Origin of the sequence: Alteromonas sp. a30, from assembly GCF_026788005.1 — a bacterium.
GTDB lineage: Bacteria > Pseudomonadota > Gammaproteobacteria > Enterobacterales > Alteromonadaceae > Paraneptunicella.
Map to the genome: position 1 here is coordinate 101,447 of NZ_JABEPE010000006.1, position 14,488 is coordinate 115,934.

The 14,488-nt window shown below is 43.2% G+C and carries 12 protein-coding genes; 6 read left to right on the forward strand and 6 right to left on the reverse strand.

Annotated elements, in window-relative coordinates:
• Window positions 1–36: 36 nt before the first annotated feature.
• Entirely contained in the window at window positions 37–1,449 is a 1,413-nt protein-coding gene (locus tag HJG39_RS07920) for an MATE family efflux transporter (RefSeq protein ID WP_268408361.1), read from the reverse strand.
• Between the two features lie 136 nt (window positions 1,450–1,585).
• Between HJG39_RS07920 and msrA the strand changes: the two genes are divergently transcribed.
• Window positions 1,586–2,125: a peptide-methionine (S)-S-oxide reductase MsrA gene (gene msrA, locus HJG39_RS07925; RefSeq protein ID WP_268408362.1), complete on the forward strand. Its 540-nt coding sequence runs from the start codon at window positions 1,586–1,588 to the stop codon at window positions 2,123–2,125.
• A 792-nt stretch (window positions 2,126–2,917) separates the two neighbouring features.
• Here msrA and HJG39_RS07930 read toward each other — a convergent pair.
• The 3 genes from HJG39_RS07930 to mpl all read right to left on the reverse strand — a co-directional run bounded on the left by HJG39_RS07930 (window position 2,918) and on the right by mpl (window position 5,816).
• Window positions 2,918–3,724 (reverse strand): S1/P1 nuclease, encoded by an 807-nt coding sequence (locus HJG39_RS07930; protein ID WP_268408363.1) that lies wholly within the window; start codon window positions 3,722–3,724, stop codon window positions 2,918–2,920.
• Between the two features lie 105 nt (window positions 3,725–3,829).
• Window positions 3,830–4,447 (reverse strand): flavin prenyltransferase UbiX, encoded by a 618-nt coding sequence (locus tag HJG39_RS07935; protein WP_268408364.1) that lies wholly within the window; start codon window positions 4,445–4,447, stop codon window positions 3,830–3,832.
• Between the two features lie 28 nt (window positions 4,448–4,475).
• Entirely contained in the window at window positions 4,476–5,816 is a 1,341-nt protein-coding gene (gene mpl, locus HJG39_RS07940; protein WP_268408365.1) for a UDP-N-acetylmuramate:L-alanyl-gamma-D-glutamyl-meso-diaminopimelate ligase, read from the reverse strand.
• A gap of 164 nt (window positions 5,817–5,980) precedes the next feature.
• Between mpl and HJG39_RS07945 the strand changes: the two genes are divergently transcribed.
• The 3 genes from HJG39_RS07945 (at window position 5,981) to HJG39_RS07955 (ending at window position 8,608) form a co-directional block, all read left to right on the forward strand.
• Window positions 5,981–6,964 carry a class 1 fructose-bisphosphatase gene (locus HJG39_RS07945; RefSeq protein ID WP_268408366.1) on the forward strand — a complete coding sequence of 328 codons (984 nt, stop codon included), beginning with the start codon at window positions 5,981–5,983 and terminating at the stop codon, window positions 6,962–6,964.
• Between the two features lie 33 nt (window positions 6,965–6,997).
• Complete coding sequence (locus tag HJG39_RS07950) at window positions 6,998–8,107, forward strand: phosphoserine transaminase (protein ID WP_268408367.1); 1,110 nt, start codon at window positions 6,998–7,000, stop codon at window positions 8,105–8,107.
• Between the two features lie 96 nt (window positions 8,108–8,203).
• Window positions 8,204–8,608 (forward strand): hypothetical protein, encoded by a 405-nt coding sequence (locus HJG39_RS07955; RefSeq protein ID WP_268408368.1) that lies wholly within the window; start codon window positions 8,204–8,206, stop codon window positions 8,606–8,608.
• 160 nt (window positions 8,609–8,768) lie between these two features.
• Here HJG39_RS07955 and elbB read toward each other — a convergent pair whose 3' ends face one another.
• Window positions 8,769–9,419 carry an isoprenoid biosynthesis glyoxalase ElbB gene (gene elbB / locus HJG39_RS07960; protein ID WP_268408369.1) on the reverse strand — a complete coding sequence of 217 codons (651 nt, stop codon included), beginning with the start codon at window positions 9,417–9,419 and terminating at the stop codon, window positions 8,769–8,771.
• Between the two features lie 340 nt (window positions 9,420–9,759).
• Entirely contained in the window at window positions 9,760–11,109 is a 1,350-nt protein-coding gene (gene gorA, locus HJG39_RS07965; protein WP_268408370.1) for a glutathione-disulfide reductase, read from the reverse strand.
• A gap of 284 nt (window positions 11,110–11,393) precedes the next feature.
• Here gorA and HJG39_RS07970 point away from each other — a divergent pair, with 284 nt between their 5' ends.
• Together HJG39_RS07970 and prlC are read left to right on the forward strand one after the other, a co-directional pair.
• Window positions 11,394–11,867, forward strand: a complete 474-nt coding sequence (locus HJG39_RS07970) for an Hsp20/alpha crystallin family protein (protein ID WP_268408371.1) — start codon at window positions 11,394–11,396, stop codon at window positions 11,865–11,867.
• A 573-nt stretch (window positions 11,868–12,440) separates the two neighbouring features.
• Window positions 12,441–14,456, forward strand: coding sequence for an oligopeptidase A (gene prlC / locus HJG39_RS07975; protein ID WP_268408372.1), 2,016 nt, complete (start codon window positions 12,441–12,443; stop codon window positions 14,454–14,456).
• Window positions 14,457–14,488: the final 32 nt, after the last annotated feature.

Consider the following 14,488-nt stretch of genomic DNA (forward strand, 5'->3'; position numbering starts at 1 on the left):
TTAAGCGTTTGGATTGCTATGGAGAAACAGAAAATGCTAAACCCGTGCAATACGTAAACAGCCTTTTTTAAAATGCTGTGAAATAGAAATTAGCGCAACAATTCCCATCCCTACATTCGCGACCCCTAACGCCACTAACACCCCTTTATCGGCACCTAATTCGCCTCCCACAAATATGCAAGGCAAGTACAAAAATAGCACTCTTATGAGATTCAACTTCAACACCCGAGGTCCTTGCTTAAAACTGTAACTCACAGAGTTATTCACAAGAAAAAGTCCGATACCTATCATGGAGATAGGAATGTATTGATAGTAAAAATGCAGTAACGTGGTGGCGTTTTTTTCTGTGGTGAAGTGACTTGCTATCCAATCAGACAGAACAAAAAACAGGCCAGCCTGAGCACCTGCCCAAACAGCAATGAAAAACAGGGAGAATCTAACCGACTGTGCTGCACGACTTATATTACCTGCGCTGGCATTTTGTCTTAAAAAAGGAATAAGCGCCCCATTTAACGCTAAGATAAACGCGATAGGCAGTGTTTGCAGTACATTTATTACTCCAAATGCCGCGACCGAAGCCTTACCAAACTGCGAAATGTATGCAGTAGCAATCGCCGTGGCGCAAGGAATAATTAAACGATTAAACGTTATCGTTGACGCTAGGCCAACAATGTTTTTCCACAATGTATATAAAGATGCCAATTTGGAGAAGTTATACTCTCTTAAAGCGAAATGCAGATTTAAATAATAAATAACAAATATCGCCGCAACGACACGCGTCAACACTGAGGCCCAAGCGGCGCCCTCCATACCCCAACCTACCCAATCTCCGACTCCGAAGATAAAAACGGGATCGAGTACGGTGTTACTTAATGTCGCACTTAGTAGAATGTAACCTGCAAGTTTAGTTTTTCCACCAGCCCGAAGAATGCTAGTGCCAATCAGACAGACCGCTAAAGCAGGATAACCATACAACCAAACTTGTAAGTAAGTATTTGCCAACTCTAGAATACTTGTCTGGGCGCCAAGTGCCTGTACTATCCATTCAGAGAAAAATATGCCGACAAGCAATAAAACAAGCGTTATCGTCAACCCGTAAGACAAGACGCCAACAAGGGTACTTCGCACTTCAACTTGCTTCGACTTTCCTAATGCTTCAGAAAGCAGAATTGAGGCGGTTAACTCACAGCCAATCAATACAGAAATTAAAATAAGCAGAATCGGCCCTACGTAACCCAAAGCTGCGAGTTCATCTAAGCCAAGGCGGCCAATAAACCACATATCGGCCAAATTGAATAACACAATGGAAAGCGTTCCCAATAAAGAGTGTTTTGTTGCTCTAAGGAGTTGAGCCCTTACAGGCATTGTTAAAAAAGGATTATTTGATGGCATTCGTTGGGCAAGGTCGTTGTCGAACCCCCGTTCACAGCATAGCGTTACGTTCAACAAGGATTATTTTCTTATTATTCGAAATATAACAAACCCATTCATTCTATGCCTTATTTCTGCTTCTCATTTACTCAGTTAAGGAAGTTTGTTAGAACTACCTTCCAGATTACAACGCATTGATGGTTAACAAAATCAAATGAAGAAAACACAACAAGCCACGTTAGCGGGTGGCTGCTTTTGGTGCATTGAAGCAGCACTCAATAGTATTCAAGGTGTAAAAGAGGCTATTTCTGGTTATGCAGGAGGTCATGTCGAAAACCCGTCTTATGAAGCGGTGTGTAAGGGAGATACTGGTCATGCAGAAGTTGTACGTGTTGAATTTAACCCGGAAGAGCTAAGTTACCGCCAGCTACTTGAAATCTTCTTCTCGCTGCATAACCCCACGCAAGTGGATAGACAAGGAAATGATATTGGTCCGCAATACCGAAGTGCGATTTTTTATCATGGCGCAGAACAAAAACAAATTGCACAAGACATCATCAAGGAAATTGAAGAAGACGGAATTTGGGACGAACCTGTTGTAACTGAAGTAGTTGAAATCAAAAACTATTATCCAGCAGAAGGGTACCACCAAGACTACTTTACCAATAACCCTCAAAACCAATACTGCAATATGGTCGTTGCCCCAAAATTGGCAAAATTCAAAAAAACATTTGCAGAAAAACTAAAAGTTTAATCGGGATTATTTGATAAAAGACAGAAATGAAAAGTGGGAACGTCATGTGCTTATGTAAGCGCAGGCTAATGCGAATTTAATGCTGCTGGCGTAGCATTTGCCACGCCAATCGCATTGTATTAGTTCCCTCTCTTAAAACTCCATTGCCGATTTCCTTTCGACACAGTGACAACGTCACTTCTATCCTGACACCAACGATTCCATTGTTGGCTTAGTCCATTTAACCTAATCTTCCTGACTAGGGCATTCATCCCAGAATGTGTTCCTTCGCATATTAAACATCCTGTTTAACTATCCTCCTTGATTATCCTTTTTGCTCCTTGCGCTAACCTTCCCTAAGCTAGCTATTGACATTCTTTTTTCCATTTACGCTTCCTTTAATCCTTAAAGGAAACATTCATCCTTGAACAATGTCTTAGTTCCGTTATTCCCAATCTTCCTGATTGGGGCACCTTGACGGTGTGTCCATTATCACTCCCTGATTTATTCCTACAAACAACTCATTCCTTTAAGTTGTAATCTTCTTCCTGAAGTTGTCCTAAGTTCTTCCTGACCTCGGTGTTTCCTTGTGACGGTTATAACTATAGTTTTTTCCTGATTCTTTTCTATAAAAGGCAAAGAAATGAAGCGGTCAATAACTTAACCACCAAAACCAAAAACAAAAATTTATTTTTATATTTCAATTAGATAGGATTTATGAAAAATACTAGGAAGACACGAATTTCACCGCTTATCCTACAGCAATGTAGGACATGTCTTACATTGCTGTAGGCAAATGGCTTACAGTGAGGATTATTGTATTTGCTGAGTAGAAATAAGGTTATTTAAATAAGCGGCTAATCTCACACCAGCTTGTGACAAGCGACGTTGAATTTGTGGAGCGTGATCATACGCATATTGCCAATTTAACTTGATTTTTCCGTTATCTTTTGGCGGAACAGGATAAATTTGATCACGAATTTCGGTGCTCTCTTTAATCCACACCATAGGGTTAACTTCTTCCCATTCTTTACGCTGTTCTTCGGTAATCGCTCTCGTGAGCCAGTTTGTCCACTCTGAATAAGACAGTTGTCTTCTATCAATCATTTCACTGTCCCACACCCTATGTAAGTTGGAGTCTTTCCAGAAAAATTCAAGTTTAACATCATTACCACCTCGGTCCGTGCCGTTACCAGCATGAAGTGGCTGGTGTAAATCACCTACCAAATGCACGATAAAACGCAGTGCAAGCTGCTTGTCTTCTTTTGAGGCTTTAGGGTCGATCAGTGTTTTGCTAAACGAGTTTAATGCGGTTACTGCATCACCTTCTTTCGGATGCTCAACCTCCTTGTACAACTTGCCTTTTGGTACAGTGACATAATGCCAAGGACTTGCGGTTTTCTGCCAGAATTCGGCAGGATTAGAGCGTTGATCATCTGGGTAAGTGGATGCCTGAGCCAAATTTTCAGGCCCCATCAATTCGCTAATAAATTGCTTAGCTTCAGGCGTGAGGTACTTTTCAGCAATCGCCCCTGAAACTCGGTGCCCTGTTAATCCCCACGCATAAACATGGCTGCTTGCACAAATACTAAGCAAGAAACATAAAATAAAACGTTGCATTGTTTTTCCTGTGTAAAGCTAGTTTGAATAAACGGCTAAGGCGGGATTCAGCTTAGAATAAAAACCGAAAAACGCCTGAAATGAGAGATAAAACTAAGTGTAGAACTAATTCTTATGATCGTAACCCCAACGCATCATTAGGTCTTGTTCTACACCGATATGATCCAAAATTCGGGCAACTACAAAGTTAATAATATCGTCGATGGATTTTGGCTGATGATAGAAGCCCGGCGCAGCAGGCATAATGGTTACGCCTAAATTGCTAAGCGTTAGACAGTTTTGTAAATGGATACTAGAAAGCGGCATTTCACGCACAACCATAATAAGCTGACCACGCTCTTTAATGACCACATCCGCAGCGCGCTCAATTAACGTATTGCTGGCGCCAGTGGCAACGGAAGACAGAGTGCTAGTGGAGCAGGGGCAAATTACCATTTTTTTAGGTGCCGCAGAACCGCTAGCGACCGGGGAAAACCATTCTTCTTTCCCATAAACGCGAATTTGCCCTTCTCGACTTTCACAATACTCCGAAAAAAAGGTTTGCATCGCTTCTGGGCTTCCGGGAACGGAAATGTCGTGCTCGGTTTTAAACACCACTTTAGCTGCGGACGATACCAACAAATGCACGTTATATTCTGCTGCGACAAGCGCCTGAAGAAGCCTTATTCCATAAGGCGCTCCCGATGCACCAGTAAACGCTAAGGTAATGTCTTTTGAAGCCATGAAACTCACCTATGTTATTGAAGCTCGTTTATTTTTCTTGTAACTCATTTAGCAACTGCTTGTGAATGCCGCCAAAGCCACCGTTGCTCATAATGAGTAAGTGGTCACCTTGTTGAACATAATCCTTCACAGCTTGTTTCAGCAGTGTCATATCATTAAAAACTTCGTTAGCTTCTTGATTGAGCGAAGCTAATGACCAATCCTGATCACCGGGTTTAAAAATGAACGTATGATCTGCCTTAGCAAGCGAGTCGACTAGGGTGTCTTTATGATACCCAGATTTCATGGTATTGGATCGCAATTCCAATAGCGCAACAATGCGTTCGCTACCAACCTTAGCTCGTAATCCATCGAGAGTAGTTTGAATAGCGGTAGGATGATGAGCAAAATCATCATAAAGAGTCACGCCACTGGCTTCACCTAACATTTCCATTCTACGCTTTACACTTTTGAACGTTGCCAAAGCTTCAATCGCAAAATCGGGTTTCACCCCCACATTGCGCGCCGCAGCAATCGCCATCAGGGCATTATCAACATTATGCTGACCAATTAGCTCCCAATTTACAGTCCCTTGCAATTCGCCATTAAAGTACACATCAAATTCGCTGCCAGCGTCATTTTTATGTTTGCTTGTCCATTCACGACCAATTTGCTCATTAGCGCACCACAAGCCTTGTGTTAAAACCGCATCAACATTGTTATTTCCTTGTGGCGTTAATACCAAACCATTGCTTGGTACCATTCTGAGCAGATGATGGAATTGGCGTTGAATATCGTGAATGGTGTCGAAAATGTCGGCGTGATCAAATTCGAGATTGTTAATCACCAGCGTATTAGGGCGGTAGTGTACGAATTTACTGCGTTTATCAAAAAACGCAGTGTCGTATTCATCGGCTTCAATAACGAAGAAAGGCGAGTCACCTAAGCGAGCAGAAATACCAAAGTTTTCAGGCACGCCTCCAATCAAAAAACCGGGCTTCATGTCGCAATATTCCAGAATCCAAGCCAACATGCTGCTACAGGTTGTTTTGCCGTGAGTACCAGAAACCGCTAAGACCCAACGATCTTTAAGCAGGTTATCAAGTAGCCATTGTGGCCCGCTGGTATATGGCAGTTTATTGTCAAGGACGTATTCAACGGCAGGATTACCGCGAGACATAGCATTACCAACAACGACCATATCAGGCCGAGGCTCAAATTGTTGGATGTCGTAGCCGGTATGTAGCTCTATACCGAGCGCTTCAAGTTGCGTACTCATTGGCGGGTAAACTTGTTGGTCAGAGCCTGTGACTTTGTGCCCTAACGCCTTTGCCAATGCGGCAATCCCCCCCATAAAGGTGCCGCAAATTCCAAGTATGTGGATATGCATAAAAATTCTTTTGAAATATTTCCCACTGCGTGAGTTAACCGTTCAGATGCAGTACAATATCAGCTTGAACGCCAGTTACCGAGCAGAAATTGAAAATAATAACAATAATATTGGTAGCCCCTCTACACAGAAGAACTTCACTAATATAAAGGCTGTATGATTTTATGAAGCGATTGAACTCACAACTCCAAGAAGATGGTTGCCCTCTTGAACTAATCCTGTTGATTCGAACGTTACTCGCGGGCTGTAAAGAAATCTCTTTCCGTGTTGGTCAAGGGGAATTAGCAGGCGTGTTAGGCTCCACATTGAGTGAAAACGTGCAGGGTGAAACGCAGAAAAAACTCGATGTTATTTCCAACCAAATCCTAAAGGATATTTTAAGCGAGTCGGGCTATGTTAAGGCACTTTCCTCGGAAGAAGAAGACACCGTTGTGCCATGTCATCCTGAAGGTAAATACCTTGTCAGCATCGACCCTCTCGACGGTTCATCGAACATCGACATAAACAGCCTTATCGGCACAATCTTTTCTATCCAACACGCACCGCAATGGATGGATGCCGACGATCCAGAAGCCTTTTTACAACCAGGTGCACAAACGGTTGCCGCAGGTTACGTACTGTACGGCCCGTCTACAGTGATGATGCTTACTACCGGTCGCGGTACGCACCTTTATACGTTAGACAAAACCCACGGTGGATTCCTACTCACCAAAGGCAATATTCAAATTCCAGAGCAAACACAGGAATTTGCCATTAACGCTTCGAATCAGCGTCACTGGGAAAAGCCCATGCAAGATTACATTGGCGACTTGTTAAAAGGCGAAGATGGCCCCCGAGGTAAAAACTTCAATATGCGCTGGATTGCCGCCATGGTAGGCGACATTCACCGAGTGCTAACGCGAGGTGGTATTTTCACCTACCCATACGATAACCGTGAGCCAAACAAACCGGGCAAATTACGTTTGCTATATGAAGCAAATCCGATGTCATTCTTAATTGAACAAGCAGGCGGTATGGCATGGACACCAGAAAAACGCATCATGGAAATCATGCCAACGGAAATCCACCAGCGAGTCCCTGTGATTATGGGCTCGAAACAAGAAGTGGAAGTGTGTTTGGAATATCACACCAAAGCTAAGAAAGACTAATTATGTGGTACATTAGGCGTTAAGAGGAGCAGCATGAAACCGAGCATTAAGCCATCTAATCCACACTTTTCATCTGGGCCGTGCTCTAAGCGCCCGGGTTATGATGTGAATAACCTTGATATTTCAACATTGGGTCGCTCACACCGCTCTTCCATTGGTAAAGAAGCGCTTGGGCAAACTTGCTCAAAAACCAAAGCGCTCTTAAAACTTCCTGAGGATTACCGAGTTGGGGTTGTTCCTGCTTCCGACACTGGCGCAGTTGAAATGACTTTGTGGTCGATGTTGGGTGAGCGCAACGTGGATATTCTGGCATGGGAAACCTTTGGTAAAACATGGGTCGCCGACATCAAAAACCAGCTCAAGCTGGAAGGTGTTCGGGAATTTATTGCTGACTATGGTGTGTTGCCTGATCTATCGCAAGCCAACTTTGATAACGATGTTGTGTTTACATGGAATGGCACAACATCGGGTGTGAGAGTACCAAATGGTGACTGGATACCGGATGATCGTAAAGGATTAACGATTTGCGACGCCACATCTGCGGTATTTGCCATGGAATTACCATGGGGAAAACTCGATGTTGTCACCTTCTCTTGGCAAAAAGTGCTTGGTGGCGAAGGCGCGCACGGCATGTTGATTTTAAGTCCTAGAGCCGTAGCTAGGTTGGAAAGTTACACTCCACCGTGGCCATTGCCGAAAATCTTCCGCATGACCAAAAACGGTAAGCTTATTGAAGGTATTTTCCGAGGTGAAACCATCAACACACCTTCCATGCTGTGTGTTGCAGATTACCTTGATGCTCTTAATTGGGTTGAGCAAATGGGTGGCGTTGATGCTTCAATTGCGCGCTGTAAAGCCAACTTAAAAGCAGTCAAAGCGTTTGTCGATCAACACGATTGGATTCACTTTCTCGCGGAAGACCCTGCAACCTTAAGCGAAACCAGCATTTGCTTGAGCCTTGATGGTGGAGAAGCCAAAGTCAAAGCGCTTGTTAAGTTACTTGAAGAAGAGGGTGTCGCCTACGATATTGCCTCTTATCGAGATGCACCTATCGGCATCCGTATTTGGGGTGGAGCAACGGTGGAAGCTTCCGATGTCGCTTGCTTAATGCAGTGGATAGGCTGGGCTTATGAGCAAGTTTAGCTGAACCCAACATGGCTAAAAGGCTGTCGCAATTGACAGCCTTTTTTCTAATGGCATATTAGTCGTTCAATTACTTCTTACACTCTGGTATTTACTATGCGTCGACTCATCATCGCAACTTGTACTTTGTTCACCATTGCATGCGCTCAAGCACACGATGGAACAGATAAAAAACACACTCATCATCACGATGCCCCTGAATTTGTTCAGGTTTTTAAATACGATGGCTCTAAGCAGTGCGAAAAGTTTAGTGGCATGAGCAATGCTGAAATGGGGCAGTCACTGCGCGAAATTGGCATTCCGGTTATGTGCTCCTATTCATCAAATGATGGCATGATGCGTCCTCAAATGTGCGGACACGGCACAGGTAATATCCATGTTTACGAAATCCCAGCGGAAAAACTGTCACGCGCAGTAGAAGCAGGCTTTAAGTCGGTAAAAAGTTTGAAAGGTTTTAATCCAAAAGACTGCCAAGAAAAACAGCCCAAAAAGCTTAACTAAATAGCGGTGTTTTATTGTTAGTGACTTATAGGGATTTATGGATTCAGTGGTTTACCGCAAACTCGCCACATACCTGCTCCAAGAAATGTAAAAGGCGCTGATGATTATTCACTAGCGCCTTTTTCGATTTTAAACATAGGAAGCAAGGCTTTTACTTGCTTTAAGCTAGTTCAAGCACTTTCGCCACGAGCTTACTAATGCCTGCATCGGCTTCCAAAATAGAACCCGCCAACATATACGCAGGTGTACTCACCACTTTTCTTTCTTCATCAACAACGATGTCATTTACTTGACAACTTACATGCTCACCACCCATTGCGGTTAACGCAGAAGCGGTTTCTTCATCTGTGCCAATCGTGGCTTTCGCTCCTTTACCATACACCACTGGGATCATCGCCGGAGCAATGCAAATATACCCCGCCGGTTTACTCGCATCGGCAAACGCTTTACATGCCGCTAAAACATCATCCTGTACTTCTGCATCCGCCCCCTTTACCGCAAAGTTACACAGATTTTTCGCACCACCAAAACCACCGGGAATAATTAGCGCGTCGAAATCAGCCACATTTAGCTCAGTAATCGCTTTAATTTCACCACGCGCAATGCGTGCCGACTCCACCAGCACGTTACGGTTAGGTTGCATCTCTTCACCCGTTAGGTGATTGATTGTGTGCATTTGCTCAATATCAGGCGCAAAACATTCATAGCTCGCCCCCGCTTTTGCAATATTAAGCAACGTCAGCACAGACTCATGAACTTCAGCACCATCAAATACGCCACAGCCAGAAAGAATTACTGCCACTTTTTTCATGTTTACTCGCCTCAATTTTATCTGAACGATTAGTTTTTAGATCTCGTTAGGCGAGTGTATCACTCAGAATTGTGTGGTGGCTATGGGATCAGATTGCACAGGGCGTCATCAGCGAGATCGGACATGCGCTATGAAGCATCATGTCAATCATACATAGAAGAAAAGAACCCTCATCAATTTCAGAATCTAGGCATCTAATACCATGAGAGGGCTGCGAAAAAAGCCTCTCCATGAACAATAAGTCCCTACGGTAGTAAGTGGCTTAGAGCTAAAAACAAAAAACCGCTTTTAGTCTTCACCAAAAGCGGTTTTTCAAAACAAGCGGGTGACTTATGCCATATTAGGTCATAGTTACATATTCTTCCGCTGATGTTGGATGAATCGCTACGCAGGCATCAAAGTCGGCTTTGGTGGCACCCATTTTCATAGCAACGGCAAAACCTTGCAGGATTTCATCCATGCCGAGGCCAATTCCGTGCAGGCCAACTACTTTTTCATCTTCGCCAGCGCACACTAGCTTCATCTTTGTCATTTGGCGATGACGGGTCACGGCTGTGTACATTGCAGCAAAACCACTGTTATACACTTTTACATTGTCTTCCCCGTATTGCTCAATCGCTTCTTTTTCAGTTAAACCAACTGTGCCAATAGCAGGATGGCTAAACATGACTGTTGCCACTAAGTCGTAATCCATTTTGGCTTCAGGCTTGCCGCCGAATAGTCTTTCAGAAAGCAAACGACCTGCTTTTACTGCCACTGGTGTAAGCTCAATCTTGCCGTTGATGTCACCCAACGCATAAATATTTGGTGCTGTGGTATTTTCAAACTCGTCGGTTTTAATATAACCGCGCTCATTTAGCTCAACGTCAGTGTTTTCTAACGCTAGATTTTCCGTTAAAGGAGAACGGCCAATAGCCCAAATGACTTTATCTACAACTACCGATTTACCAGTAACAAACGTTAACGTTAGGCTGCCATCACTGTTCTTTTCAACTTTTTCAGGTGCGCTGTTTTTATGAAGTGTCGGGCCATGTTCCGCCATCATTTCAACTAACGTTGTGCTTAACATTTCGTCGAAATTACGGAGCGGTTTATCACCACGAACAACCAAATGGGCTTCAGACCCTAATGAATGCAATACGCCAGCAAGCTCTACCGCAATATAACCACCGCCGACAACGGCAACACGCTTGGGCTGCTCGTTAAGCGCGAAAAAACCATCTGAATCAATACCAAGGTCTGCCCCCGGAATATCTGGGAAAACGGGCTTTCCTCCCGTTGCAATCAAGATGTGATCGGCGGTGTACTCTTTGCCATTCACAGAAACAGTATTGTTATTAACGAAGTGGGCATAACCTTCAATGCGTGTAATACCGTTTTTCGCCAAAACACGATCATATGAGCCGTGGATACGATCAATATAAGCTTCACGATTTTCAACTAAGGTTTTCCAACTAAAGTTGTTAACAGTGACATCGAAACCGTAGTCCGGCGCATATAAATTGATCGCTTCAGCAACTTGTGCGCCAAACCACATGGCCTTTTTCGGCACACAACCCACGTTCACACAAGTACCGCCGACGACCTTACCTTCTATAAGGGCAACTTTTGCGCCACGCATTGCTGCACGATTTGCAGAAGCAATACCACCGCTACCTGCGCCTATACAAATATAATCAAAATCAGCCATTGTTATCTCTTCGTTGTTGGTTCGGGCATTACTTTGAACTTTTCAGTCAAAAATGCAAATTGGTTTTTTCATAGGATAGATTCAATAAATTAGAAACACCTGTTGCAATATTTTTTACCAATTACTCATTACACGCTGATAAAACCAAATTATTGATCTAAAGCAAAAGAGTATCTTGTGTTGTCTTGTAAAAAATCAACCCAAGCCTATGCTTATCTTACTGGTCTTGAAGATAAAACCTTGGAACTTAAACCGATATTTCATTTTTTATTGAGGTAACAATTATGAGTTTCTTCCCTAACATTTTTCATCATCATTCAAAAAGCCAACCGTCAGAGCTGCGTAAGCAGGTTGATAAGGTATTCGATAATTGGATGGCAGATTGGCCTATGGTTAACCCGTTTGATGAACGCTCAAGTGACTTTGTCAAGCCTGCTGTCGACGTTGCAGAGACCAAAGAACACTTTGAGATTAAAGCTGAATTGCCTGACATGAATAAGGACGATATTCATATTGAAGTGCAAGGTAATACACTGATTATTCAAGGCGAAAAGAAATTCGAAAAAGGAGACAAGAAAGAGAAAGGGTACCATTTGGTAGAACGCTCATATGGGGCGTTCAAGCGCATCATTCCGTTACCTTATGAAATTACAAGCGATGAGTCTGTTCATGCTAATTATAACAATGGACTACTTACAGTAACGGTTGATAAACCCGCCAAACAGGTGGAAAACCAACGAAAAGTCGAAATCAAATAGAACTTTAAAAACACACTCAACTTAAGCAGTGCCTTGTCGCAAAAGAGGTCCGTTTAACGCTCAAACCTCTTTTGTGACATTTTCAGCACATATCATGTCAAAAAAGACACTTATACACTAAAAATAAGCACTCTTCTTAAGCTAAAAAATGGCCGTTTGGTAATGGCTTTGCTTGCGCCTGACGACGCTCAGCCCAACTACTAACAACAACGGTAATAATATCAAAAGTAAAAGCCAACATTCTAACGCTCCCGTATGAGATATTTTTGTCATGCCCAAAATTTGACTGCTATCACTACTACTCGCTGCATAGTGCAGAATTCATGCCAACAGAGAATTTTATTTACCTATTTTCATTCTCTAAATAGACTATCGACCATTTTGGCGATGACTTAACATGCGGTAAATAATTTTCTTAGTGTCACACTACCACTCAACAGGTAAGTTTTCTATACATTTTTGAATATCATTAACTTTGCTTTTTACAGAAAGAATCACGATTCCACTTGAGTTTTACTGTTTACGTCTTATTTAATGGTAATAACCAAGACAACGCCGACAGGATACTCATCTATGAGCCAATTCGATTTACCTAAGTTTTCAGATGTTAAACCCGATCAAATCGAAACACAGCTAAAGCAATTTATCGCCAACTGCAAATTAACCGTTGAAGAAAAGTTAAAACAATCCCATTTTACATGGGACAACCTCATCGCCCCTGTTGACGCTGCTGAAGATGAACTCAGCAAGTTTTGGTCGCCTATTTCCCACATGAATTCTGTCGTAAGTAGTGAGGAGTTACGCGAAGCGCACGACGCTTGTTTACCCCTATTATCTGAATACGGTACTTGGCTAGGGCAAAATAAAGCATTATTCGAAGCTCATGTTGCCATTAAAGAAGATGCATCATTCAATGACCTAACGACTGCACAGAAAAAAGTTGTTAACGACGCTATTCGCGATTTCAAGCTTTCTGGTGTTGCCTTAGAAGATGAAAAGAAACAACGCTATGGAGAAATAAAGTCCAAACTTTCGGAGCTGAGTTCTAAATTTAGCAATCAGGTAATGGACGCGACGCTAGGCTGGAATAAACATATTACTGACGAGTCTGAACTAGCAGGCTTACCTGATTCAGCTAAAGCCGCAGCAGCTCAAGCCGCGAGACAACAAGACTTACAAGGCTGGCTTTTCACTCTAGATATTCCGAGTTACTTGCCTGTCATGACATATTGCGACAATCGCGCCTTACGTGAAGAAATGTACACCGCTTTCACCACTCGCGCTTCCGACGTTGGCCCAAATGCGGGGAAATGGGATAACGCACCTCTTATTGACGAAATACTGGCACTGCGAGCGGAGTTATCTGAGCTACTTGGTTTTAACAACTATGCAGCATTGTCACTTGCAACAAAAATGGCAGAAAGCACTGAGCAGGTAAACAGCTTCTTGCATGATCTTGCCGTGCGCTCTAAACCACAAGCACAAAAAGAACGCCAAGAAGTCATCGACTTTGCACAGGCCGAATTTGGCGTGAGTGATCTCGCAGTTTGGGATATGCCTTACTATTCTGAAAAACTGAAACATGCCCAATACAATATTTCAGATGAGATGCTCCGTCCTTACTTCCCGGAAGAAAAAGTGGTTAACGGGATGTTTGAAGTCGTTTCTCGCTTGTATGGATTGAAGATAGAGAAAGTGCCTGATGTGGATGTTTGGCACAAAGACGTTAGCTTCTACAAAATTACAGATGACAACGACGAGTTACGTGGAGGCTTCTATCTAGACCTCTACGCCAGACCGAAAAAGCGCGGCGGTGCGTGGATGGATGAATGCCGCACTCGCCACATCAAAATGGACGGTTCACTACAATTCCCAATTGCTTATTTAAACTGCAACTTTAGTGGTCCCGTTGATGGCAAGCCCGCCTTATTTACTCACGACGAAGTCATTACTTTATTCCACGAATTTGGGCATGGGCTCCATCACATGTTAACCAAAGTTGATGTGATGGCCGTTTCCGGTATTAATGGTGTGCCTTGGGATGCAGTTGAGCTGCCCAGCCAGTTTTTAGAAAATTGGTGTTGGGAGAAAGACACCCTATCTTTCCTATCAGGTCACTACGAAACAGGGGAACCTCTGCCTGATGATCTATTAGAAAAAATGCTCCGCGCCAGAAACTTCCAATCGGCAATGCAGATGGTAAGACAACTTGAGTTTTCCATTTTCGATTTCCGGTTACACCAACACTACGATGCATCCACAAATGTACAGGCCGTATTAGATGAGGTTAGAAAAGAAGTCGCTGTAAATATCCCTCCGGCTTCCAACCGTTTCCAAAATGCATTTACTCACATTTTTGGTGGTGGCTACTCTGCTGGATACTACTCATACAAATGGGCAGAGGTCTTATCTTCAGATGCGTATAGTCGCTTTGAAGAAGAAGGTATTTTTAACCGAGAAGTGGGTGACGCGTTTTTACATCACATTTTGGAACAAGGAGGTAGCGAAGAACCTATGGATTTATTCAAAGCATTCAGAGGTAGGGAACCGAGTATTGATCCTCTGCTACGTCACAGTGGCATTCAATAGGGCTAGCTCAGTGCAATAACCAACTATCTCAC

What these genes read in the sequence shown, in the direction of transcription:
- msrA (WP_268408362.1), top strand. Translation starts at nt 1,586, where the DNA reads ATGAAGAAAACACAACAAGCCACGTTAGCGGGTGGCTGCTTTTGGTGC.
- HJG39_RS07930 (WP_268408363.1), bottom strand. Translation starts at nt 3,724, where the DNA reads ATGCAACGTTTTATTTTATGTTTCTTGCTTAGTATTTGTGCAAGCAGC.
- HJG39_RS07935 (WP_268408364.1), bottom strand. Translation starts at nt 4,447, where the DNA reads ATGGCTTCAAAAGACATTACCTTAGCGTTTACTGGTGCATCGGGAGCG.
- mpl (WP_268408365.1), bottom strand. Translation starts at nt 5,816, where the DNA reads ATGCATATCCACATACTTGGAATTTGCGGCACCTTTATGGGGGGGATT.
- HJG39_RS07945 (WP_268408366.1), top strand. Translation starts at nt 5,981, where the DNA reads ATGAAGCGATTGAACTCACAACTCCAAGAAGATGGTTGCCCTCTTGAA.
- HJG39_RS07950 (WP_268408367.1), top strand. Translation starts at nt 6,998, where the DNA reads ATGAAACCGAGCATTAAGCCATCTAATCCACACTTTTCATCTGGGCCG.
- HJG39_RS07955 (WP_268408368.1), top strand. Translation starts at nt 8,204, where the DNA reads ATGCGTCGACTCATCATCGCAACTTGTACTTTGTTCACCATTGCATGC.
- elbB (WP_268408369.1), bottom strand. Translation starts at nt 9,419, where the DNA reads ATGAAAAAAGTGGCAGTAATTCTTTCTGGCTGTGGCGTATTTGATGGT.
- gorA (WP_268408370.1), bottom strand. Translation starts at nt 11,109, where the DNA reads ATGGCTGATTTTGATTATATTTGTATAGGCGCAGGTAGCGGTGGTATT.
- HJG39_RS07970 (WP_268408371.1), top strand. Translation starts at nt 11,394, where the DNA reads ATGAGTTTCTTCCCTAACATTTTTCATCATCATTCAAAAAGCCAACCG.
- prlC (WP_268408372.1), top strand. Translation starts at nt 12,441, where the DNA reads ATGAGCCAATTCGATTTACCTAAGTTTTCAGATGTTAAACCCGATCAA.